This is a genomic window from Rhodanobacter sp. FW106-PBR-R2A-2-24 (assembly GCF_058789615.1).
This window is the reverse complement of record NZ_JBYTBV010000002.1, coordinates 766,476-787,947: the sequence shown is the minus strand read 5'-3', so window position 1 is coordinate 787,947 and position 21,472 is coordinate 766,476. Positions and strand designations below refer to the sequence as shown.

Here is a 21,472-nt window from a genome sequence, read left to right as displayed (position 1 = left end):
CTACCCCAGGATCGCCGACACCATCCGGGCATCACCACCCAGATAGAGGTTGGTGCTGGCCAGCTTCACGTCGCCGCTGCCGTCGGTGCCGCTGCAGTCCAGATCCAGAGCAGTGACTTCATTGCCATTCACCAGCCGCGCCCAAGAGGCGACTCCTGTGCTGGTGATCAAGCCATCCTCCTGCTGCGCCAGCGTCAGGAGCCCGCCTGCAATCGTGCCTGCAGGCTTGGTGAGCCTGATCTCGACCAGCATCGCGCTCGTCGGCGTCGTCGCCGGTGTAGCCGGTCGCGTACCGCCGTAAATGCGCAGGCACGCCGGGTTGCTGCCCGCATCCAGGAACGCCAGGGTGCCCGCCAGTCGTGCCTCGTTGTGTTCGACAGTGATGGCAACGGTCACGGCATCATCTCCGGGTGAAGGTTGTCCGCGATCACGGCGCGGTACATCTGCTTGTGGTCGTAGCTGACCACGGTGTATCTCTGGGCCGGGTCGATCAGCTCGAACCGGTACGCGCCCGTGGTGTCGCTCCAGGTCTCGGCCACCAGGACGCGCGTGTTCTCGCTGATCAGTTGCACCCGCCGCACCAGGGGCTGGTCGGGTTGGCCCTTCTCTTTGACGGTTCCGACGATCACCCCGTGGCCGCTGAAGTGGATGTCCTTGCGGCCGTTCGGGATGGCGCGGAATTGCCAGTCATAGCCGCCACCTCGGTCCCACAACTCAGAGTTGGGGCTGTTCAATCGCATCAGGTCACAGTCGGCATTTACGCCAATGTTGGCGGCGGGGTCGGGCAACACTGAGGTCGATCCACCGGCCAGCGGCAACAGGTCATCGGCGGCATTCACGCCCACGGTCGCAGGAAACGCGGGCAGACCTGACGGCGTGTCACCCGCAATCGCGTGGACGCGCGCCGTAGCCCCATACAGGAACACGCCCGGGATCAGCTTGCCCCGGTAGGCAGCATCCCCGACCTGGAACATCAGCACCCCACCGGCCTTGAACTGGATCAGCCGGGCCCACGGCACGCCGTTGGCGTCGAAGGCTCCGACGATGACCTCGCAGCGCAGGGTCATCCGCTGGCTGACGTTGAAGGTCGGGGCCACGTCGGAAACACCGGCAACCGGCTTGGCTCCATCGTTGACGCCGCCCGTTACTGCCGCGCCATCGCCGAAACCACTGTTCCAGCGTGTCACGCTCCAGGCACCGTCAATATGTGCGAACCGGTAGCCCTCGGAACCGTTGCCAGTGGTCATCCACAGACCGATGTGCTTGCGGGCGCTCGGGTCGGTCAGCAACTCGATGTCCGCCTCGAACCAGAAGTCGCCGTGGGCGGTTTCGTTGAAGCGCAGGATGGACTGGCTGTTCGGGGCCGAGATGTCGATGGACTGCTGCACGTCGTTGTAGGTCGCGGACATTCCGCCCAGGACGGCGGTGTAGCCGGTGGCAGGTGCCGTGGCGAAAGACTCGCTCAGCGGGTAGCTCATGGCTTACCTCCACGGGCCGGTGATGTCGAAGGCGATCTGCGCGCCCTCGGTTTCTGAGCTGTACTGCGTCCTGACCAGCAAGAAGCGCTTGCCCGCCTGACCCACCACGTTGTCCACGATGGTCTGATCGCTATAGGGCCGGTCTTGGGGCATCCACAGCATCCCAGGCAGGATGCCGCGCATATGCCCGTCCTCCTGCCGCACGTAGGTGGGCAACAGCCACAAGCTGTAGTCCGCGCCATTCGGGAACGGCATCGGACCCCGACCGCAGATCTGCTGGCCGTTGTTGGTGTTCAGCGACGTGAGTCCGAACCGAACGGGATTGCCGAGTTGCGTGTGATTCCGCAACAGCACCTTGCCGGTGAAGTCCAGGGACGAAACCAGACCGTAGCCGCTGAACTGCCCTGGATAGCTCCAGTAGTTGCTCATCCCCGAGTAGTTGTCGTCGGCGGCCAGCACGGTGGCGTAGTTGTCGCCGGGTTTGAAGCTGATCAGATCGCCGAAGCAATAGCTGTTGCGGCCATACCAGCCGTAGCCCGCCGCATTGGTGCAGAACAGGAAAAACAGACGGTCGTCACCGATGAGCACCCAGTTGCGGCCACCGCCGCCGCTGTCGCCATTGCTCTCGTACTGATTGCTTCTGGCGTGAAACCATTTGTACCAACCCCACTGGCTGGCGGTGACCTGCTTCCAGTTCTGAGTTGGGTTGTTCGGGTCATACGGGGCCTGCGCGCCAACGATGGTGTCGATGTCGGACAGGTCTTCCACGATCCCGACGTTGGCCCACTTCGCCCAGCCCGTTGTGTAGTTGGGCGTCTTGAGGCTGTTGTCGATCAGCAGGATGTTCTGCGGCGACAGCGGATTCTTGCTGCGGTAGGCGGCCTTGCCCGTCCCCGCGAACGGTTTCTCCCACCCAAGTGGAGCCACTTTGGCGCTGAGGTTCGTGGTCGTCGTCGCGGGCGACACCGGCGCACCCGTCACCGCGTAAGTGAAGGCGGTCGTGGTCGTCGTCAGCACACGGAATGATCCGTTGTACTCGGGCTGCTCGGCTCCAGCGATCTCGACGACCTGAAAAGGCCGATAGGCGTGGCCGGTGGAAATGGTGGCCGTGGCGATGCCATCGGCGAAGGTCAGCGTGTCGATGGCCTTCAGGGCGAAGCCATTGACGAGGCAGGCATCGAGCATCGTCACCAGATCGCCCCAGTTGTTGGAGATCTGTGGCGCGCCGGTCATGCCGCTGTTGAAGTATTTGACGGTCAGGTCGGTCATCTCAATGGTTCCTCTCTACGGTTCAAGGGGTGTCCACATCGCCGCGAATCAGCAACGTGAAGTTGTCATCGGGCACGGATTCCGGCCCCTGCTGGACGGTGCGCACCACCCAGACCGGGAACTGCGCGCCGATGGTGTTGAAGCGCAGCACGTTGCCGGTGGCCCAACCGTTGCCCCAACCGAGCGCGGGCAAATGGAAATACGGCACGCCAGTCGCCGGGTTGTTGGGTGCGCAATCCGCGCTGGTGTTGCCCGTGGCGATCACGCCGACGTTTTCGCCGATCACCTCAAACGAGGTGCTATTGGTCAGACGCACGATCCAGCGCTCGGTCAGTGCGCCGCGATTGGTCACACGGATCGGGTACTGCGTGTTGTTGAACGTCGCGGTTGCTGAACTGCCCGACAAGGCATCCGACCACCCGCCGTTCCAGGTCGACTGGTCGAACACCAGATTGACGCGGGCAAACAGGTCACCGGCCACCAGCGCGCTGGAAACGTGACTCCCCAGCGGATATTCGTGCGTCAGGGCACGCGTGAAACTGATCTCGCCGCTGATCTGCACATCGCGCACCACGGCCATGTCCTCGATGCGGTGCTCGATGGTCACCGGCAGGCTGTAGCCCGCCACGTTGGTGAAAGTGACGGCGCCCGCTTCCAGATCAGCGGAGTACCCGGTGTTGATCACCGCCCCGTCGTGGCCAACGACGCGCACACGCGACAGGCGCACACGCGCGCAGTTGATGGTCTGGCCGTTGCTGACCGATGTGGTGATCTTGCCGGTGTGCCCCACCACGGCGAAGCCACCGGGACGGAAGATCGGCACCCGCCCATCGCTGGGCAGGCGCACTGGATCGATGCCAAGCAGATCAGCGTCCAGCGGCAGATAGCTGTAGGCCACCGCGCTGTAGCGCACGCTGGATGCGGCCACCGGCTCGGGTCGGAAGATCTTGCCGTCCGTCCCGACGTTGCTGGCATCAAACCAGGGTTCGGTTTCGTTTCCAGTGGCAACGACAAAGGTGCCGAAGCGAACGCGCACCAGCCCGGTCTCGTAGTCCACGCTACCGCTGACGCCGGGGGCATCGAACTTGCCGTCGATCCCGGCGCTGACCCTTTGCGTTCCGCCGATGGCCCGGGCGAACTGGATCGACAGCGAGGCCGGACGCAAGGGTGCTGCCCCGGTACGGAACACGAACTCGCTGGAGACGTTCTCGCCCACCGTGGTCACGCAACTGGCGCGGGTGATCGCGTTGTTCGTTCCCGCTGTCCAGGACGTAAGCGCCACGTCGCCCGACAGGTAATTGATCGTGCCGCGCGTAACCCAGCCACTGGTGGTGAATTCGCGCAGGGTGCCCTGACCGTTGTCCCCCCAGGGCTGCGCGCCACTGATCGTCAGCAGCACCGTGCCCGTCACCACCTGTGCATTGACCCCCGGCACCAGCTTGAACGCCGGTAGAAACTGGAAGGTTTCCGAGTGGTTGCTGGTCGAGCCCGCACTGTTGTAGCGCAGCTTCACGTAGCCGGACTCATCGTTGGGATACATCGACGGCGCGTCGATGTACTGGATGCCCTCGTAGTTCAGACGGAACATCAAACCAGAGCTACCCCATCCCAGACGCTGCGAGGAATAGACCGGACGAGGGATTTTGATCGTGACATCGGGTTGGAACACGACCGCTCCGGTCGCGTAGTCCACTGTTCCGACCACCACGCCGTTGAGCACCACCCGGCCAGCGGCATCATCCCGGGCAATCTGCGTCGGGTCGACGCCATTCCACAGGCCGATCCCCATTTCTTGGATCTGCTTTTGTGTGTATACACCCAGGGCAGTCGTGTCCGTCAGCGTGTTCCACTCGACCTCGAGCGATCCGGGCTCGATAGCCCCCAGGGTCGCAGTGACCGGCAGCGTCCCCGCGCCATTGCGGGACGGGTGAGTGAACGAGTCTTCCTGCTTGGGCCCTGCGACATAGGCGACGGTGAGCTGCGTGCCCACCGAAGGCAGTACGTTGGGCGCGAAGTCGAGGCGGTTCTGCGCAACGCTCAGGGTGCCAGTGGCCGCCCCGGACAGCACACCCGAGGTGGCCGCCGTTGCCGTTTTGGTGCCGCCGTACTCCCAGGAAACCGTGAGCGAGCCGGGTTGTACCGCCGCCCCGGCTGGCGGGGTCAAGGCAAGGCTCTGGGCGGCCTTCAGGGTGGTGGACGGCTGCTGCGTCTCCTGCGTCGGCACGTTCCAGGTCAGGACGAGCGAACTGCCTACGTCGGGCAGCGCGCCCAGCGTCACGACGAACGCGCCGGTGTTCTTGTTGAAGGTGCCCGCGCCGTAGCTGGCATCCAGACCTTTGATCGAACCATTGCCGCTGTCGGACAACACGTACCAGCGGCCCTGGGCCATGTAGCTGATCGACAGCGTTCCGGGCTGTGGCACGGGGTTGACCGTGCCCACGTAGGACTGGCTGCGCGACTCGGGCGTGACCGGGATCTCGGAGCTTTGCGGCGAACGCAGAATTTGCGCGGCGGGCGTGTAGGTGACGGCTTTCGCGTTCGACATCGACCCTGAGTTCAGACTCAGGATGCCGTTGGCGTAGTCGATGGTGCCCAACGTGCCGCTGGCAGTCTTGAGCAGGCCCGCGTCGTCGAAGATCGTGATGCCGTCGGTGCCGATGGTCAGCGACCCCGGCAAACACCCCCCCGGCAGGTTGAACTTGATGCTGGTTGTCCAGGCGTGGCTGGCCGTGTAGCTGACCGGCACCGCGCCCGGCACAGGTAATCCTGCTGCGGCATACGGCGGCACGAAGGAAATGGGTGTCTCGGTTTGCGCGCTCGGCACCAACTGCGTGTAGATCGAGGTGCCCTTGATCGTGAAATCGCCGACTGCGGCGGCTTGCGTCAGCGGCACAACCCCGACGTAGGTTCCGGCGTCGGCCACGACCGTGTCCCTCACCTTGGTGCTGTTAGTGGCGCGGGTGAACGTGCGCGTCGCGGGCGAACCCGTGAAGTCGTAGCGCAGGGCGTCGCTGATATCGACGGTGACGACGCTGGCTTTGTAGTCCTGGTCGTTGTTGTAGGTGAAGGTGCGCTCGACCACCGAAACGGAGGTGGCCCGGATGTACTGCTCCTTCTGCGTGCCCAGACCCTCGTTCTCGATCAAGACCAAGGTCTGCCCGACGTTGGGGACGGTGTCGGTCGTGCGCTGAAAAAGCTGAATGACGCGCTGGCCCGCGATGTGGTTCTCGAACAGGTAGCCCGCCCACTCCGGGCCCTTGTTGAGGTAGGCCTCGATGCGGACTTGTGCCTGCTCGCGCGTGTCGAAAGTCTTCTCGGTGCTGAACAGCGTGACGCTGACCCGGGCATCCTGCGGCGGCTCGGCCACGATCACGTTGGCACCGAAGTAGGTGTCGGTGTCATCGGTCTGCACCGAGACGAAGGACTTGCGCAGGTTGACCCGACCCCCGGCGCGATCCAGCTCGGAGATGTCAGGAAAGATAGCATTGGAGACGCCGTCGGCAATGGTGGTTCCGGTCGGCGCGCCACCGCCCTCAGGCACGTCCGCCATCACAGCGGACTTCAGCAATTTCACGTCGCCGGATTGGATCGGCATGTCAGATCTCCAGGAATCGAAGGGTCAGGCGATAGAAATCGGTGTCGGCACGGGCCGGGATGCCCAGCACCGGCTCGGCTTCGATGGCCGTTTCCGCGTGCCGGAAGGCCACGGTGAAGGAGCGGCCATCTTTGAGGGTCAAGGCAAAGCGGCCAGTGCTATTGCCGACCGGAGTCGCAGCCCAGACGCGCAACTGCTCGACCATGGCGCGCGTGACCCAGGCCATATCGGGCGCGCCCACCAGCGTGATCGGGCGACCGGCCTGCCGTGTGGCGGACTGGATCAGCAAGGCTCCGGTGATGAGGTAGGAGGTGGTCGCCACGGCGGGCGACCACGCGTGCTCATCGCTCCACAGCAAATCGTCGGGCAGCAGCAAGGCCACCTCATCGGCGAGGTTCTTCAGTTGCATCGGAATGGACTCACACCGCCCGGGTTCGGGCAGCGTCAAGAAGTTGTAGAAGGCGCGATTCGTCGCGCGCATCAATAGAGGCATTGACCTTGCGGTCGCCCGAGGACAGTTCCACACGCACCGTGCGGCTGGGCCCGGCATCCGCTGCCAACACGGGGCGTGCCAGACGCGACCCGCTGGGTTGCACCAAGCCGCCCGTGGCGAAGCCCTGAACGCCCGCCAGCGCGCGACCGGCTAGGGCTTGCGCCGGGGCGGACAGGTTGTTGATCGCTTCGAAGAAGCCAGCGCCGTACCGGGACACAGCATCCTTGTTCACGACAAACTCGCCCGGCGTGAGCATCGCCGGGACGGTGTCGGACTTGGCCATGCCACCGCGCCGGTAGAACTCACCCTGGTTCTGCTCCATGTAGTCGATCAGTTCGCGCTCCAGGTCTTTGCCCCAGAGCAGCGGCTGGGCCATCGCCTGCCGCCACGTCTGTTTGATGCGCTCCAGGCTCTGGCGCTCGTTGCCGGTGAGCGTCTTGCGACTGATGAAGTCTTCCAGTGCGCTCCGATCCTGCTGGGCCTGCTTGCCGTAGCCGTCCATCGTCTTGCTGCGCATATCCAGGCTGACCGAAGCACCGTAGTTCCACTGCAGCCAGTTGGTGTACTCGTTCATCCCCTGCAGGCCGAGGTCGATCATCTTCATCGCCTCGACCGCTTCGCGGTTCTTTTTCGGGGTAGTGGGCTTGTTGTCTGAGTTGCCAGCTCCGGAATCACCGTTGCCGGAAGTCAGCACGCGGCCGCCGACGGCAAACCGTGCGACGCCATTGGCCAGCCGCGACAGCGCGCCGCCGCCGTACTTCTGCACCGCTGACTTGCGTATCACAAAGGCCCCGGCGTCCAATGTGCGTGGCACCGTGTCGTGGTGGCCAGAACCGGGAACCGATCCACCGCTCATCCGGGGAAAGGCCGGGGCCACCGCGCCACCGTCGGCGTATCGGCGCACGCCACCACCGACCAGACCGCCGGTGGCATTTGTCTCCACCTTCGTCACGTAGATCGTGTGCGTGCTCGAGGTGTTAGCCCCGTTCAGGCTCATGATCTCGGCGCGGGCCGCATCGGCGTTGGTGCTGACCTGATGGCGGGACTCGGTCTGGATGCGATCCAGCGCCTTGATCATCCCCTCGACATTGGTGATCGCGGCCTGCGCCTTCTCGGTCGCCACCTTCAGTTCGAACTGCGAGTTCTGGTCGGCGTAGATCTTGAGCTTGGCCAGCGCCTCCTTGGCTTTGGACACGTCGGCGTCGACCGGCAGCGTTTTGCCTTCTTTCAGCAGCTGCTCGTACTGCTGCAGCTTCTTCTCGGCCTCCTGCAAGTCGGCCTGAATCTTGAGCAGGTACTCTTTTTCCGCCAGGGCCTTGTCCAGATCGACGATGGCCTTGTCGAAGCGCGTCGTATCGGCGTCCAGCGTGACCTTCAGGCCATCCTTCAACTTGGCCGTGATTTGGTCGATCTGGGTCTCTGTCTGCGTCAGCGTCTGCTGGATCTGCTCGCGAGCAGTCAACGCAGCCTGTGCAGCCGTCTGGTGCGCCTTGGCTTCGGCATCCAGTGTCTTGTTGAGAATCTCCTCTGAATCGCGGATGCGCTGGATGGCCTGATTGACACCGTCCTTGCCCAGAGCAATCTGCGCATCTGCATCTTTGGTCTTCTGGGCCAGTTCGGCGCGCAACGCGTCTGCCTGACGCATCAGGGCTTCGGCCTGCGCGTATTCCTGCTTGCGGTAGGCGTCGCGTGACTGCGATTCCAGCTGGGTGACCTGAGACACCGCCTGCTCCGACTGCTTGCGGGCGTCCTCACCGCGCTTGGCCTCGCTGGTTTGCGAGCTGGCCACCTGTGAGGCCAAGTCCATCGCTTTCTGTGCCAATTGCCGGGCCTGCTCGAACTCACCGTTCGCCAGCGCCTCGCGGGCTTTCTCCTGGTATTCGGCGATCTGGCGCTTGCGATCCTCGGTCGCCTCGAAATCGGTCATGCTCTGGCGACGGATGTCGCGGACACGTTCCTCCGTCGTCATCGAGAGCTGGCGCTTCTCCTCCTCGATGCGCTTTATCTCGGCCAGATGTCGGTTGGCCTCGGCGTTGAGCGCGTCGATGTGCTGCCGATACTCGGCCAGCGCCTGTGTCATCGTCTGGCGCTTGGTGGCCAGGATTTCGCTCTCGACGCGGGTGACGTTGGCGGCGCGTTCGGCCTCGGTCTGCCCATCACGACGCGCCGCCTCGATCTTGGCCCGGGACTCGTCGTCGATCAGTTTCAACGCGTCCGTCGTAGCCTGCCGCCGCAGCGTGGTCTGCTGGGTCAGCGCCTCAGTCAGAAGCTGCGTCGACTTGGTGATCAGCGCGGCTTCGGACTGCTTCGAGAGTTCTAGCGCCGATTGTTCCTGCTGGTAGCGCGCCTTCACAGCCTCGATCTGGCGCTGCAGGTTGGCCTCGACGATGGACGTCAGGCCCTTGTACGCCTCGGCCATCTTGGCCGTGGCGTCGTTGACCGTCTGGTTGGCCTTGCCGACGGCCTGTTCGACCTCACCGAGGCGGGATTTCAGCTTCTCCAAGGCACCGTGGACGGCCTCGATGCCGCGCCCGACCGCTTCCTGGGTGCCCTGACGCACGGCTTCGAGCCGCTTGGCAATCTCTTCCGCAGCCGTCGCCGCCGTGTTCATCGCTCCCTTGGCGGCATCCGCTCCCTTGGTCGCGTCGGCGTACATCTGCGCGAAGATCTGGTTCATCTCCACAAGACGGGCTTCGTGGCGCTTGGTGGCCTGTTCGATGGTGTCGGAGGTGAATACCGCCTTGAATACTTCCCAGCGGTACTGCAACTGCTCGATGCCTTTCATCAGCACCTCGACCATGAAGATGCCCGCCTTGCGGACGATCTCGAATTTCTCCGACAGCCACGTGCCGATCTCCCAGCCGACGAGGAAGGCCCCCAATACGGCGAATGCCGTCTTGAGCACGCCGACGCTGGCCACGGCGGCGGACACCGACAGGTTGGCCGTCGTCCAGGCGGCAGCGGTGGCGCTGGCGGCCGTGACGGCGGCTGCACCGGCGGTCTGCCACGCGGTGATGAGTGCCGGGATCAGGCGGTAGATCAGCACGGCCAGACCGACCTCGGCGATACGCTTCAACCACTGCATCACCGTGTCGAGGTTCTGCGCCAGCCACGTCAGGGCCTCGGCCAGCTTCTTGGTCAGCCCGGTCGATTCGTCGACCCTGTTGATCCACTGCCCGAAAGCGTTGCGCAGCCGCTCGAAGGCTTGGCTCACCGTCTGCGGCAATTGCGCGTACTCGCTGGCCAGCTTGTCCTTCTGGCTCATCAGCGCATTGACCACCACATCGGCAGTCAGGCGGCCTTCCTCGGCCAGCTTGCGCAGCCGCCCGATGGGCACATTCAGTCCATCGGCCAGGGCCTGCGCTAGACGGGGGCTGTTTTCGACGACGGAGTTGAACTCCTCGCCCCGCAACACCCCGGAGGCGAGCGCCTGACCGAACTGCAGCAAGGAGGACTGCGCTTCGGTGGCCGAGGCACCCGACAGGCGCAGCGCCTGCGAGATGCTTTCGGTGATCGTCAGTGCGTCCTTCTGCTCGCCACCCAGCATCCGCACGGCCTGCTGGAGTTTGCCGTAGAGGGTGGCCGTTTCCTGAATCGGCACGCCGATGCGCTGGGCAATGTCGAACAGGGCCGCTTGCGCGGTCGTGAACTCACGCTGGCCCGCCGTCGCCAGCTTCAGGCGCGCGGACATCATGTTCCAGGCGTCGGCGATCTGGACGATCTCCTGCACCTTGCCAGCCGCCCAGTTGATCGACAGGAAGGCCAGCAACTGCGTCTTGGCTGTGGCCACCTGATCGCCGAAGGCCGACATCCCGGCCTTGACCTCGGCCATTCCGGCGGCAGCCTTGGCCCCGGCGGTCTTGGCAGTGGTCGACAGCTCACCGAGACTGCGCTCGGCGGATGTGATGGCGCGTTTGAGCCCGTCGTCGGCCCCTTCGAGCGCGACGAGGATGGAAATTCGCTTGGCCATGAATCAATCCACTGTGCTGATCTGCTTCTCGACCTCGGCCGCCAGACGCGGGATGCGACCCGCGACCAGACGTTCGACGTCGAGGCGCTTCCTGAGCGCGACCTTGGGCACCAGGACGGCGATGGGCACGTCCGCACCGCGCTTGATGCGCTTGATGCCCTCGGCCTTGCGGTAGCGGCGCTTGAAGCCCGCCAGTGGCCGGTCGTGCTCTTTGATGTTCTCGGCCATCAGGACGATGTTCCCCTTTGCGTTCTTGATGAAATAGGCATTGCCGCCGCGCATCAGCTCGGCGATCTGCGCCTTGAAGCGCTTGCGCCCAACCCGTCCGTGCAGCGGGATCAGCATTCGACCGGCGATCAGACCGCCGGTCTCGTGCATCCCCGACCACGGAATGCGCGAACCGACGTAGAGCGCGGGCAGCCGGTTCGGGTCTTTGTCCAGCACCTTGGCAGTGAAGCCCTTGAGGAAGGACTTCTTGACCACGGCCATCTGGCTTGCGACGTGGCTGCGCACGTCCTGCTTGAGTTCGACCGCTTCGCTGGCAATGGCGCGTGCTACCGCCTTCTTGACCTTGTCGCGGAACTCGCCGCCCCACCGCCGCAGTTGCGCCTGGGCGGCGGCGCTATCGATTTGGACGGAAATGCGCATGGTTGTCAGGCACGGTCGCTGGCCTTGTCGGTGAGGCGGTCGAGGGTCTGGTCGAGGTGGCGGGCATCGCCGCGCGTGCCGATGGCAATCACGGACAGCAGCCGCGCATCTCGGGCCGCGTCGGTGCGCGCCGTCGCCGCGACGAAGCCGCGCACCTGCGCCAGGGTGTAGCCGAGGATGTCGGGCAGGCGGTGGCCGCGCTCGATCAGGTGCTGGACGGCATCGAACCAGCCGCCGCTTTCACTGCCGGCGGCAGCTTCACTTGGCCGAACAGACCGTCGAGTTTCGGGATCACCGTCCGGGTAAAAAAATCGGCGTTCACCTTGATCACCTTGGCCGCCAGCAGGATCGCCTCGTCGGCGGCTAGCTCATCGACCCACGCGCGGGGTTTGCCGACCGCGATGGCGATGGCCGACAGCAGGTCGTCGCCACGCTCACCGAACAGCGCCAGCCAGTCGATGTCCGTGGCGGTGAGCTGCTGCATCACCGGCGAGATCGCCCGCAAGAAGCCGGGCATCTGCCCGACCTTCAGCGGTTTGATGGCCAGCGGCTCGCCATCGATGACCAGTTCGATACTTTGTGGAATCAGGGTTTCCAGATCACTCATGGCTCACCCCGATCAGAGCTGCACGATGCGGCCGAACTGGCCCAGCACCGCATCAAATGGCTTGGTGGTGTCGGCCAGCAGCGATCCCTCCAGCTCGAACTTGTTGTACTCGTCCGAGATGAAGGAAATTTCCTTCAGGGGATCGAAGGCCACGCGGTAGAGCTCGACCAGCACCTTGGCATTGCCCTGCGCGGTGTTGATGCCTTCGAGCCGCAGGAAGCGTTCCGGCAGTGCCTGCGTGAAGATGCCGATTTCGGTGGCCACGCCGTAGGCATAGCTGGCCTTGAACGGCGCGGTGAAGCCGGTGGTATCCAGAAACTGGATGGCACCGAAGTCCAGGTCGGCGGTGTAGTTCGTGCCCAAGACCAGGGTCGCGGGCGTGCCGGCAGAGTCCACCACGACGAGGGACGACACCTTCGGGTGGGCCAGGAAGTAGCGGTCGCCGGGGATCGGCGTGGTACCGCCCACCGGCTCGGCGGTGACCGTGCCCGGTGTGCCGACGACGTGGTTGCCGTAGAGGGCCAGCGCAAGGTTCTCCTTTGTGAATTCCTCGATGGTGAGATTCACGGTGGCGGACTTCTGCTTGACCATCCGGTGATCCAGCGAGCGCTGGCCGGTCTGGCTCTCGTAGTGCTCCAGCACGTCGGTCTTGAGGGAGAGCTTCAGTTCGGCGACGTTGCCGGGCGAACGCACTTCGATGGGAAGGCCGTCGATGTCGCGCTTGCCGAGGAAGACGCGGCCTTGAAAACTGGCATAGGTGCTCATTGCTTGGGTTCCTTGCGTTGGAGGGGTTTGGGTTCAGGGTCAGTGATGGGTTCAGGGGCTGGGACGGTCGGCTCCGGCGTGGCGATGCCGTGCGCGATCAGCCAGTCGGCTGATGTGGCGTCGATCTCGATCCGGTCACCGACGCCATACGTCTTGCCCGCGTGGGTATGCGGGCGTGTCAAGACAAGTTGGGTCATAGGGGTCATCCAAGGGTTGAAAGGTCATTGGCCAGCGTCCGGTACGTGATGCGGTAACGCGCCGGGAGAGCCACGGCCACCGCGTCGGCGTCCTCGACTTCCCACTCGCATTCCTGCTCCCGAATGCCGAGCGCCAAGCCACCGAGATTCCCGTCCGCCATCAAGGCAGCGTGGGCAGCGGTGAGCAAGCGGTCGGCCTCGGTTTCGGGGGATTCGGGTGGTACCGACCGCGCGAGCGCGACGACGCGGACAACCAGTTCGCGTGTGACGCGGTCGTTGGCGCGCTCGGCGATGGACTCCGACTCGGGAAACACCGCCAACGCGGGGCATTGCTCGCGGCTGATAGCCACCGTGGGCGAACGGTGCAGCGTGGCTCCGAGTCCCTCGGCCGCAGGACGGGCAGCCGCCATCACCGCCAGCAGAATCCGCTCGCGGATCGAGTTGTCAGCCATAGGGTTACAGCCGGGTCAGCTTGGCGCGGAGTTCGGAACCGTCGCCCACGGCACGGATGTCTCGCACCTGGAAGGTCGCTCCGCCGATCTCGACCACCTCACGCGCAGCGAGCCCCACCAGCGTAGTGGCTGGATAGGTCATCACGTACTCGGTGCTCAGGGTCAGGCCGTCGAGCAAGGTGTCATCAGGCGCGGAAAAGCCGACCTGATGCGTCCGCGACGGCGAGCCATCCGACGGTTGCCAGAGGCATTCCTTCAGCAGCCCAGCGTTCGCGGCCGACGCATAGATCTGCTCGACGAGGTTCATCACGCCACCGTCAGCTTGACCAGCACTCCAGGGCGATGGCACATCGGCAGCGGGTTGGACTGCGTATGCAGGTCGGTGCCCCGGTCGAACTTGCGCGGCTCCTGCTTGGCGTACAGCGGCTGACCTACCGTGTTGACGGTCTCATTGAAATCCGCAGGTGCGAAGTAGGTGCTGAAGGTGTCGATGGTGCCCAGCGGGAAGGCATGGGCTTCGCCAGCGGCGATGAAGCGGCGCGCCGTGCCGCTGGTATCGGTCGCCTGCCCCCGGTACTCCTCGAAGGTAATGCCGCCGTAGGTGAAGCCACGCCGTACGTCGTTGATGAGGATGGCCCCGTTCTGCCAGTTCTCGAAGGCCTTCTCGACCTTGGTGTGACCGGTGAGCGCGGCGAAGAACTCCGGCGAGCACAGGCAATGGACGCCGTTCATGAACTCGCCTTTGAGGTTCTCCTCGATAGTCGCCAGCACCGTGGTGCATTTGGCCTTGACGTTGGTTCCCGCCGTACCCAGCTCGAAGGCCACCGTTTGCTGGGCGATTTCGAAGGCGTCGAACAGGTCATAGAGCACCGAGCCGTCCGCGTCGAGGATCACACCCTTGAGCGCGCCCATGCGCAAGTGCTCCAGCGTGATCGCATGCTTGTTACGCATCGTCTCCAAATGGCGTGCGATCACGCCAGCGACCGTCTCTGTTTCGGTTTCCAAGCCGAAGGCGCGGATGCCTTGCACTTCTTCGGGCAGCACCACGTCGTCGTGCGGGATGTGCGGCACCACGAAAGAGCGCAGCTTGCGCTTGCCTCGCACGCCGACCGTGCCGGGCGAACCCGGTGGCAGCGTGGGCAGCAAATTGAGCACGCCGTTCATTTCCTCGACGACGACCTGGCGCTGGCGCACCGGCTTGGGCGGCATCAGGTTCAGATCTTCCAGACGCCCATAGCGGTTGGGCAGGATGTTGATGGCGGCGGTCAGCGCGGCCATCGAGAAGGCGGGATTGCTGAAGGGGTTGTTCATGGTCAGGCTCCTTGGCGGACGAGCACGCCCAGCGCCTTGAGCTGAGCGATGGCGGTGAGTTTTTCGGCGGTAGTGATGGCATCGGGCCACGCGAGCGCGTGGTGAGCGACGATGGCGTGGCGCGCGACGACAAGACCGTCATCACGGTCGATTGAGGTGGCATCGCAGGCCTGCAGCAGTACACCAGCGGCGACCTGCGTGCCGTCCTCTGCGGACGGGTCGATTTGTTTGAACCTGGCCGTCGCGGTGACGATGCCGACGACCGTGCCCAGCGGCAGGTTCTGACCCGATGCGACCGTGACGCGGTCGCGCGAGTAGAGGTTGGGCGCTTCATACTTGAGCAGGTCGCCCAGGTTCAGGGGTTCAGCGAGAACGGGCATCTCAGATCTCCTTCTTGGTGGATTGCGCGGCGATCCGCTTGGCTGCGTCGATCAGCGGACTGGTGGCCTCAGGGTGCGCGGCATCGGGCGCGATGCGGCTGGTGATCTCGGGACTGGCTTCGGCCTGCGCCGCGAGCAGTTGGCTGCGCACCTTGGCCGGTGAGGACTGGGCTTCGAGGAAGCCAGCGATCAGGTCGGTTCGCCCTGCCAGCGTGCAGGTCTGGGCGATTTCGACGGCGTCGGCCACGCTCAGCGCGGTGGCGGTGGAGGCGGCGGACGGTTGAGGAGAACTGCCAGCAAAATCAGCAAGAGGCCGATCAGGAGCAGCGGGGTCGGTTCGATCATTCATGGAAGACTCCATCTGGTGGTTGCGAAGAAAGCCCGCTTGGCTGGCCGGAGCCACCTGAGTCGGGAGTGAGGAAAGCGATTGCGAGAGCTGGGCGAGCGCGTCGTCGAAACAGCCGACGGCGTCGGCCAAACCGGTGGCGACGGCATCCGGGCCGAAGAAAAGGCCCGCTTCGGTGGCACGAACGGCGTCCGCGTCGAGGCCGCGATGGCGCGCGACGGTCTCGACGAACAGCTCGTAGACGCGATCCACTTCGGCCTTGAGAACCGTGTGCGCGGCGTCGGAGATCGGTTCGTGCGGGTTGAGGTCGTTCTTGCGTTCGCCCGCGAACACGGCTGTGTAACGAACACCGTCCTTGGCATCCTTGACGGATTGATCGATGTGCATGGCGATGACGCCGATCGAGCCGACGCCGCCAGTGCGCGCGACGAACACGCGGGTGGCGGCAGACGCCAGCGCATAGGCTGCAGAGAACGCCATGTCGTTGGCCACGGCCCAGACGGGCTTCACTTGCGACGCCGCGCGGATGCGGTCGGCCAGATCGAACACGCCGCCCGACTCGCCACCCGGGGAGTCGACGTCGAGCAGGATGGCGGCGACCTCCGGGCTGGCGAGCGCGGCGTCCAGTTGCGCGTTGATGCCGGTGTAGCTGGCGAGGCCCGATTCGGCTTCGAGCCCCGATGTGCGGCGTACCAGCGTGCCGTGAATCGGGATGATGGCAATCTTGCCGCTTGGAGGCCCAGGCACACGGGCCGCAGGCGTGTAGCCCACGGGTGCGGCGAGATCGGCGAGGCCGATGCGCGCACCGAGAACGGAGAGGATGACGTCGAGTTTCGGGCGATGGATCGCCAGCGGCACGCCGAACAGGCGCGCCGCCAGATGGGGCAGCACGGTCATGGGAATCCTTCGGAAAGGGCGGTCGGGCGACCGGTCAAGAATGCGGTTGGCCGCCGGTGGCGTCCGGAGCGATGGCGCTGCGATTGGGTTCAGCGCTGCCGCCGTCTTTGGACGTGTAGCGCGGGTCGGAGTCGAAGATCAGGCCAAGGTCGTCGGCGCGCTGGTTGTCGGCGGCGATCTCCCGGTCGACGTCCTCGGCGTCGTAGCCGTTGGCCGAGATTGCTTCCGAGCGGCTCATCAGGCCCGCCCGGATGGCCAGCAGCATTGCCTTGAACTCCTTCTCAGGGTCGACCCACTGCCAGCCCTGTGGAATCCACTTCACCTGCAGGTACTGGCGGCGACGGGCTGGGCCACCACGCGCAAAGCCGGGGGCTTCGATTGCACCGGCGAGCACGGCCTGCTTCATCCACGCGGCCCACACCGGACGGCACATCTGATGCACGAGCACACCGTGCTGCACCATCTCGCAGCGCCGACGGAACTCCAGCATCCCGGCGCGGATAGACGAGTAATTCACGCCTGTCAGGTCGCCGGTCAACTGCTCGTAGGTGACACCAATGGCAGCAGCGACCGCACGGAACTGCGTGCGCAGGAACTCGCCATACGAGCCGCCGACGTCGGCTGGGTCGGAGAACTTGATGTCCTCGCCGGGCTCCAGAATCTGCAAAGTGCCCGGTTCCAGCCCGGCGAGCGCGATTCCATCGCCATCGGCCGCGCCTTCGCCCATCAGGTTGTCCTCGGGGTTCTGCCGTGTCACGAACCCGGCGAACATCGCGGCGGTCTTCTTGCGTACCAGCTCGGCGTCGTCGTACTGGTCGAGTTCGTTGAGCTTGACCAGGGCCCGCGACAACCACGGCTCGCCCCGGATCTGGCCGGGACGCAGGACGCGGAACAGGTGGATGATTTCCTTCGCATCGATGCGCACCGTGTCCATGCCGCCCTGGCCGGACATCGGAGCCAGCCGACCGTCTTCGGGGTGCGAGCGGTACAGGTGGTAAGCGACGCGCCGCCCGAGGCTGTCGAATTCGATGCCAGAGCGCACCACGTTGCCCGAAGGCAGATCTAGGTTGAGGCTGATCGGCAGATGCTCGGGCTCCAGTAACTGAAGCTGCAGAGGAACGACCAGTCCGTCCTCCGGGCGGCGCGGGCGCAGCCGGATCAGGCATTCACCGCCTTCGAGCATCGCGCGACAGGCCAGTGCCTGCAGGCCGTAGAAGTCGGTCTGGCCTGCAGCGTCGGCTTCCTCCGTCCAGTCACGCCACAGCGCCTGCACGTCGGTCTTGAAGCGCTCGTCGGCAGCAAGACTCTGCGGCTTGATGCCGGTACCGACCGCATTGGCGACAAAGGCCTCAATCCCGGCCTGCGCCCAGGCATTGCGCCGGACAAGGTCACGGCTCTTGATACGCAGCTCGGTGTTGGTCGCCAGCATCGCGGCGACAGCCCCGGGATTTCCGGGCATCCACGCTAGCGAGCGGCGGCCACGGCCAGCCGCTTCGTGGATGGGTTGCTGGCCGAACAGGCTGCGGATCTTTGAATACCAGGCCATCAGAACCCCTTCGAGGTCGTGACCCGGATCTGGCGCGGCGCACCCGGCCATAGCCCGGTGGCGGCTGCCTGCTCCAGGATGCCGCGCTTGACTTCGCGGATCGCCGCCTTCAGCTCATCGACCGAGCGGTACTCGACGGTCTTGTCGCCGAAGCTGACGCGGTGTTCGCCCTTGGCGAGCGCTGTCTCCAATGCCTGGAGTTGGGCTTCTGTATAGGCCATCAGCGGTACACCACGAGGTTGATTTCAGAGGAGTCGTCAAACGACGACGCGGCCGTCGCACACGAGACGTCGACGTACTGCGCGGTCTTGAGGTCGGAGCTGGCACGCACCAGGGCCAAGCGCTGCTGGCCGGTGTTGGTGCTGCTACGCGCGAGTGCCGTCCAGCAGTAATTCGTATCCGGCATCGCCACAGCGAAATGCACGCGGTACCGGCCAGCCGCCGTGCGCACCACGCTGGCGACGTTGTGCGCGCTGGCGATCACGACCTGACCGCCCACATAGCCGAAGCTGACCCACACCCGTGCGATGCCGGGATGCGTGGCGTCGATCTTGGTTTTGACCTCGAAGCCGATGCGCGCCGCCAAGGCGGCGATGCTGGACGCAAGACTCATCAGGCCAGCGCCCCGTCGAAGATCACGACGAAGTCGGTATCGGTGTTGCCGACATCACTGGCGGCGACCGCACCGATGTTGGTGCGGGCCTGCAGTTGCTCGGCGACCGTCAGGGTTTGCGCCGCATCGAAGCGCACGCGCAGATTGACGGCACTCAGAATCGCATCCAGACCGCTGGTGCCGTTCTGCAGCAGTTGCTGGATTTCCACCAGAGTGTCGTAGGCGGCATCAGCACCACCCAGAATGTCGGCCTTGAGCGCGTCCAGCAGCGACACGATCTTGTTCGACGAGTAGGTGCTGGTGGTGGCGATCTGGTTGTCGTCGATGGCCATCGCAGACAAGACCGCCGCCTTGAGCTCGTTGATGGCGACGACCAGACTCGACTTGTCGTTGGTGGACAGGCTGGCCAGACTGCCTGCCGTCGCGCGGACGTCGTTGAACTCCTGGGCAACCCGGATGACCAGGCTCTCGATACGGGTGGCAAGACTCATGAAAACTCCTCTGAAAATCAGGACAACCAGCGGCTCTTGATGACGCGCCGCCGTGGTGGGGTTGCAGAAACAGAGAGGCCACCGCGTTGGGTGGCCTCATCTGGGTCGAATGCTTGAATCGGGGGCGGCTCATCCGGCGGCCGTTCCATCCCGAGTTGCCGCTCCAATTCGCGCCAGTGGCGTTCCTCGAAGCGATCCAGGCCCGCCGCCGATGCGGCCGCGCGGGCGTACACGTAGCAGTCGAGCGCTTCATTGCGCTCGCGCATCTTTTGCCACTCGCGCACCGGGAAGCCGTTGCGGTCGCGGCGGGTAATCAACTGTTCGGCGCAGAGCTGCTGGATGAACTCCGCGTCGATCTTGGGCAGGTGGACGAACCCCGTCGGGTAGACGGTGGTCACGCCGTCCTCGCTGACGTCCGCGCCCTTGCGCAGGTTGTTGTAGAACTCCAGCTTGGCGATGCCGACCGCCACCGAGAACACCTTGATGCCCCGGCGCAGCTTCTTGCCGCCTTGCGAAACATCGATGGCCGTCGGCGTGCCGATCAGGGCTGCGCCGCGCGGCACCCCCTTGACCGGCATCACGCGCGGGTCACGGCAGCCACGCACGAAGGCGTAGGCCTCCTGCGTCGCAAAGCCGGTGTCCAGGGCGAAACGGGCCAGCGGCATCGCCGCACCCGAGGCGTGCGTCCAGTTTTCGGCCAGCAGCTCAGCGAGCCGCTTCCACACCGCGTCGCGGGCGGTGTCACCCATCAGCACCCTGTGCTCCACCAGCCAAGACTCCTTGCCGCGCCCGAAGGCCCAGATAGACGCCTCGATGCGATCCTTCTGCACGTCGGCAGCGCCCACCAGGAGCAGCCCACCCGGCGGCACCGTGCCGACGCGGTAATCCTCACGGCGCTCGACCAGCCGTTGCCAATCGGGCGCTTCGCCTTCCTCGACCCAGGTCTCGCCCAGTTCGGTGTTCTTGAAGGTCTTGATGGCGGCCGCCGACCCCGATTCCTTGTTGACGGAGCTTTCCCACGCAGCGGCGATGTCACGCCATCTGCGCCGAGATGCGCGCGGGCCAGTTCAGCCACGCATCGCGCTCGGAGCGCGCCAGCTTGAAAACGTGGGCGATGGCCTGCGGTCGATCCACCAACTCGCCCTTCAGTCTGGCCAGACGCACCTTGTTGGTCTGCGCCTTGACCACCTCATTGACCGTGCGCGCCTGAAGCAAGGACGCACCGCCAGCGGGCAAGGCCGCAGGCCCGTCGCCACTGCCCTCCGGCACGGCAGCCTTCACCGCCTTGGCGCGCGTTCCAGTCTTGGGCGCATCGGAGTTACGCGCCCACTCGCGGTCAGCACGGTCGGCATCAATGGTGCCATCAGCCTCCGGCGTGATCCGACCTGCGCGAATGGCCTTGTGAACTGCGGTGTCGGTCACACCACGGTGACGGGCGTAAGCGCGAATCGAGATGCCCATTTTGAGAACCGGTTTCCCCTTCAATCATTTGTTCGTCATTCACTCGAAATCAGCTTGGCTTCTCTCTGGAACAGCGCGTTCATACGGACGTCATCAACACCATCGAAGGAAGCAGCAATGAGCAAGCTCGAACAACTCCTGACCCAGATCGCGCAAAGCAAGCTGGGCATCGAAACCCTGGAAACCCGCAAGTCCGACGGCCTCGATTTCCACGACGTGGCGGTCTGGTGCCTGCGCGACGCCCTCGAGGCCGCGTTCAACGCGGGTGTCGAGCAGGGCCGCAAGGCGGCGAACTCGGACAAGGCCAACAACTGACAAGAACCTGCGAAGCAAAGCAGATAGCGCTTGGCTTCACTCCCGAACAGCGCGTTCATCACGTCACCCCATCAACCCCTTACACATGGAGAAGCAAATGACCACCACCCAACTGACCCCGGCGCAGCACGCGATCCTGGCCTACGCCCTCGAACACACCGGCGGCAAGATCGACTGGTTCCCCGACAACATCAAAGGCGGCGCACGCAAGAAGGTGCTCGACGGCCTGTTCAACCGCGCCCTGGTCACCTCCGACGGCACCCACTGGTTCGTGGCCGCCGAGGGCTACGACGCGATGGGGCGCGCCCGGCCTGCGCCTGCGCCCTTGGAGGCAGACCCCGAAATCGAGGCCACCGTCGCGGCCGCAGAGGCCTCGTGGGCCAAGGAGCGCGCGGAGGCCAAGCCCCGCACCAGGGAGAACAGCAAGCAGGCCACCGTGATCCAGATGCTGCAGCGCCCCGAGGGCGCAACCGTGCAGCAGATCTGCCAGACCACCGGCTGGCAGGCGCACACGGTGCGCGGCACCTTTGCCGGGGCCTTCAAGAAGAAGCTCGGCCTGACCATCGTCTCGGACAAGGCCCAAGGTGGCGAGCGGGTCTACCGGATCGCCTGATCAGAAAGATCGAGAAAGAGGCGAA

The 21,472-nt window shown here is 64.8% G+C and carries 24 protein-coding genes; 2 read left to right on the top strand and 22 right to left on the bottom strand.

Features of this window, described 5'->3' with window-relative positions; all coding sequences use genetic code 11:
* From AC3WQA_RS04870 to AC3WQA_RS04765, 22 genes are read right to left on the bottom strand one after another with little or no spacing between them, the layout of a single operon-like run.
* Entirely contained in the window at positions 1–396 is a 396-nt protein-coding gene (locus tag AC3WQA_RS04870; protein WP_492673959.1) for a hypothetical protein, read from the bottom strand.
* Positions 393–1,478: a hypothetical protein gene (locus AC3WQA_RS04865; protein WP_492673958.1), complete on the bottom strand. Its 1,086-nt coding sequence runs from the start codon at positions 1,476–1,478 to the stop codon at positions 393–395. Before AC3WQA_RS04865 ends, AC3WQA_RS04870 begins: the two co-directional genes overlap by 4 nt.
* Before the next feature lie 3 nt (positions 1,479–1,481).
* Complete coding sequence (locus AC3WQA_RS04860; protein ID WP_492673957.1) at positions 1,482–2,747, bottom strand: hypothetical protein; 1,266 nt, start codon at positions 2,745–2,747, stop codon at positions 1,482–1,484.
* A 22-nt stretch (positions 2,748–2,769) separates the two neighbouring features.
* Positions 2,770–6,342 (bottom strand): hypothetical protein, encoded by a 3,573-nt coding sequence (locus AC3WQA_RS04855; protein WP_492673956.1) that lies wholly within the window; start codon positions 6,340–6,342, stop codon positions 2,770–2,772.
* A 1-nt stretch (position 6,343) separates the two neighbouring features.
* Positions 6,344–6,751, bottom strand: a complete 408-nt coding sequence (locus AC3WQA_RS04850; protein WP_492673955.1) for a hypothetical protein — start codon at positions 6,749–6,751, stop codon at positions 6,344–6,346.
* 10 nt (positions 6,752–6,761) lie between these two features.
* Complete coding sequence (locus tag AC3WQA_RS04845) at positions 6,762–10,805, bottom strand: tape measure protein (RefSeq protein WP_492673954.1); 4,044 nt, start codon at positions 10,803–10,805, stop codon at positions 6,762–6,764.
* A gap of 3 nt (positions 10,806–10,808) precedes the next feature.
* Positions 10,809–11,453 (bottom strand): DUF6441 family protein, encoded by a 645-nt coding sequence (locus AC3WQA_RS04840; RefSeq protein WP_492673953.1) that lies wholly within the window; start codon positions 11,451–11,453, stop codon positions 10,809–10,811.
* A gap of 5 nt (positions 11,454–11,458) precedes the next feature.
* Positions 11,459–11,608 carry a hypothetical protein gene (locus AC3WQA_RS04835; RefSeq protein ID WP_492673952.1) on the bottom strand — a complete coding sequence of 50 codons (150 nt, stop codon included), beginning with the start codon at positions 11,606–11,608 and terminating at the stop codon, positions 11,459–11,461.
* A 50-nt stretch (positions 11,609–11,658) separates the two neighbouring features.
* A complete protein-coding gene (locus tag AC3WQA_RS04830) occupies positions 11,659–12,060 on the bottom strand; it encodes a DUF6631 family protein (protein WP_492673951.1) in 402 nt (133 codons plus the stop codon).
* Positions 12,061–12,072: 12 nt separating this feature from the next.
* A complete protein-coding gene (locus AC3WQA_RS04825) occupies positions 12,073–12,825 on the bottom strand; it encodes a phage tail tube protein (RefSeq protein WP_492673950.1) in 753 nt (250 codons plus the stop codon).
* On the bottom strand, positions 12,822–13,022 hold the full coding sequence (locus AC3WQA_RS04820) for a DUF7210 family protein (protein WP_492673949.1): 201 nt from the start codon (positions 13,020–13,022) through the stop codon (positions 12,822–12,824). Before AC3WQA_RS04820 ends, AC3WQA_RS04825 begins: the two co-directional genes overlap by 4 nt.
* Positions 13,023–13,027: 5 nt before the next feature.
* Positions 13,028–13,474 carry a hypothetical protein gene (locus AC3WQA_RS04815; protein ID WP_492673948.1) on the bottom strand — a complete coding sequence of 149 codons (447 nt, stop codon included), beginning with the start codon at positions 13,472–13,474 and terminating at the stop codon, positions 13,028–13,030.
* 4 nt (positions 13,475–13,478) lie between these two features.
* Positions 13,479–13,781 carry a head-tail joining protein gene (locus tag AC3WQA_RS04810; RefSeq protein WP_492673947.1) on the bottom strand — a complete coding sequence of 101 codons (303 nt, stop codon included), beginning with the start codon at positions 13,779–13,781 and terminating at the stop codon, positions 13,479–13,481.
* Entirely contained in the window at positions 13,781–14,785 is a 1,005-nt protein-coding gene (locus AC3WQA_RS04805; RefSeq protein ID WP_492673946.1) for a major capsid protein, read from the bottom strand. Before AC3WQA_RS04805 ends, AC3WQA_RS04810 begins: the two co-directional genes overlap by 1 nt.
* Positions 14,786–14,787: 2 nt before the next feature.
* The gene (locus AC3WQA_RS04800; RefSeq protein ID WP_492673945.1) at positions 14,788–15,165 is read right to left on the bottom strand and encodes a head decoration protein; all 378 of its coding nucleotides are present in this window, start codon (positions 15,163–15,165) and stop codon (positions 14,788–14,790) included.
* 1 nt (position 15,166) lies between these two features.
* On the bottom strand, positions 15,167–16,408 hold the full coding sequence (locus tag AC3WQA_RS04795) for a S49 family peptidase (RefSeq protein WP_492673944.1): 1,242 nt from the start codon (positions 16,406–16,408) through the stop codon (positions 15,167–15,169).
* A 34-nt stretch (positions 16,409–16,442) separates the two neighbouring features.
* On the bottom strand, positions 16,443–17,954 hold the full coding sequence (locus AC3WQA_RS04790; protein WP_492673943.1) for a phage portal protein: 1,512 nt from the start codon (positions 17,952–17,954) through the stop codon (positions 16,443–16,445).
* Positions 17,954–18,175, bottom strand: a complete 222-nt coding sequence (locus AC3WQA_RS04785) for a phage head-tail joining protein (protein WP_146463160.1) — start codon at positions 18,173–18,175, stop codon at positions 17,954–17,956. The genes AC3WQA_RS04790 and AC3WQA_RS04785 overlap by 1 nt, the downstream gene beginning before the upstream one ends.
* Positions 18,175–18,567, bottom strand: coding sequence for a hypothetical protein (locus AC3WQA_RS04780; protein WP_492673942.1), 393 nt, complete (start codon positions 18,565–18,567; stop codon positions 18,175–18,177). The genes AC3WQA_RS04785 and AC3WQA_RS04780 overlap by 1 nt, the downstream gene beginning before the upstream one ends.
* Entirely contained in the window at positions 18,567–19,058 is a 492-nt protein-coding gene (locus tag AC3WQA_RS04775) for a hypothetical protein (RefSeq protein ID WP_492673941.1), read from the bottom strand. The genes AC3WQA_RS04780 and AC3WQA_RS04775 overlap by 1 nt, the downstream gene beginning before the upstream one ends.
* Positions 19,059–19,075: 17 nt before the next feature.
* Positions 19,076–20,089 carry a terminase gpA endonuclease subunit gene (locus tag AC3WQA_RS04770; protein WP_492676318.1) on the bottom strand — a complete coding sequence of 338 codons (1,014 nt, stop codon included), beginning with the start codon at positions 20,087–20,089 and terminating at the stop codon, positions 19,076–19,078.
* A 1-nt stretch (position 20,090) separates the two neighbouring features.
* On the bottom strand, positions 20,091–20,519 hold the full coding sequence (locus AC3WQA_RS04765; RefSeq protein ID WP_492673940.1) for an elements of external origin: 429 nt from the start codon (positions 20,517–20,519) through the stop codon (positions 20,091–20,093).
* A 117-nt stretch (positions 20,520–20,636) separates the two neighbouring features.
* On the opposite strand from AC3WQA_RS04765, the gene AC3WQA_RS04760 reads away from it, so the two are divergent.
* Positions 20,637–20,834 carry a DUF6900 domain-containing protein gene (locus AC3WQA_RS04760; RefSeq protein WP_492673939.1) on the top strand — a complete coding sequence of 66 codons (198 nt, stop codon included), beginning with the start codon at positions 20,637–20,639 and terminating at the stop codon, positions 20,832–20,834.
* Positions 20,835–20,931: 97 nt separating this feature from the next.
* A complete protein-coding gene (locus AC3WQA_RS04755; RefSeq protein ID WP_492673938.1) occupies positions 20,932–21,447 on the top strand; it encodes a DUF3489 domain-containing protein in 516 nt (171 codons plus the stop codon).
* Positions 21,448–21,472: the final 25 nt, after the last annotated feature.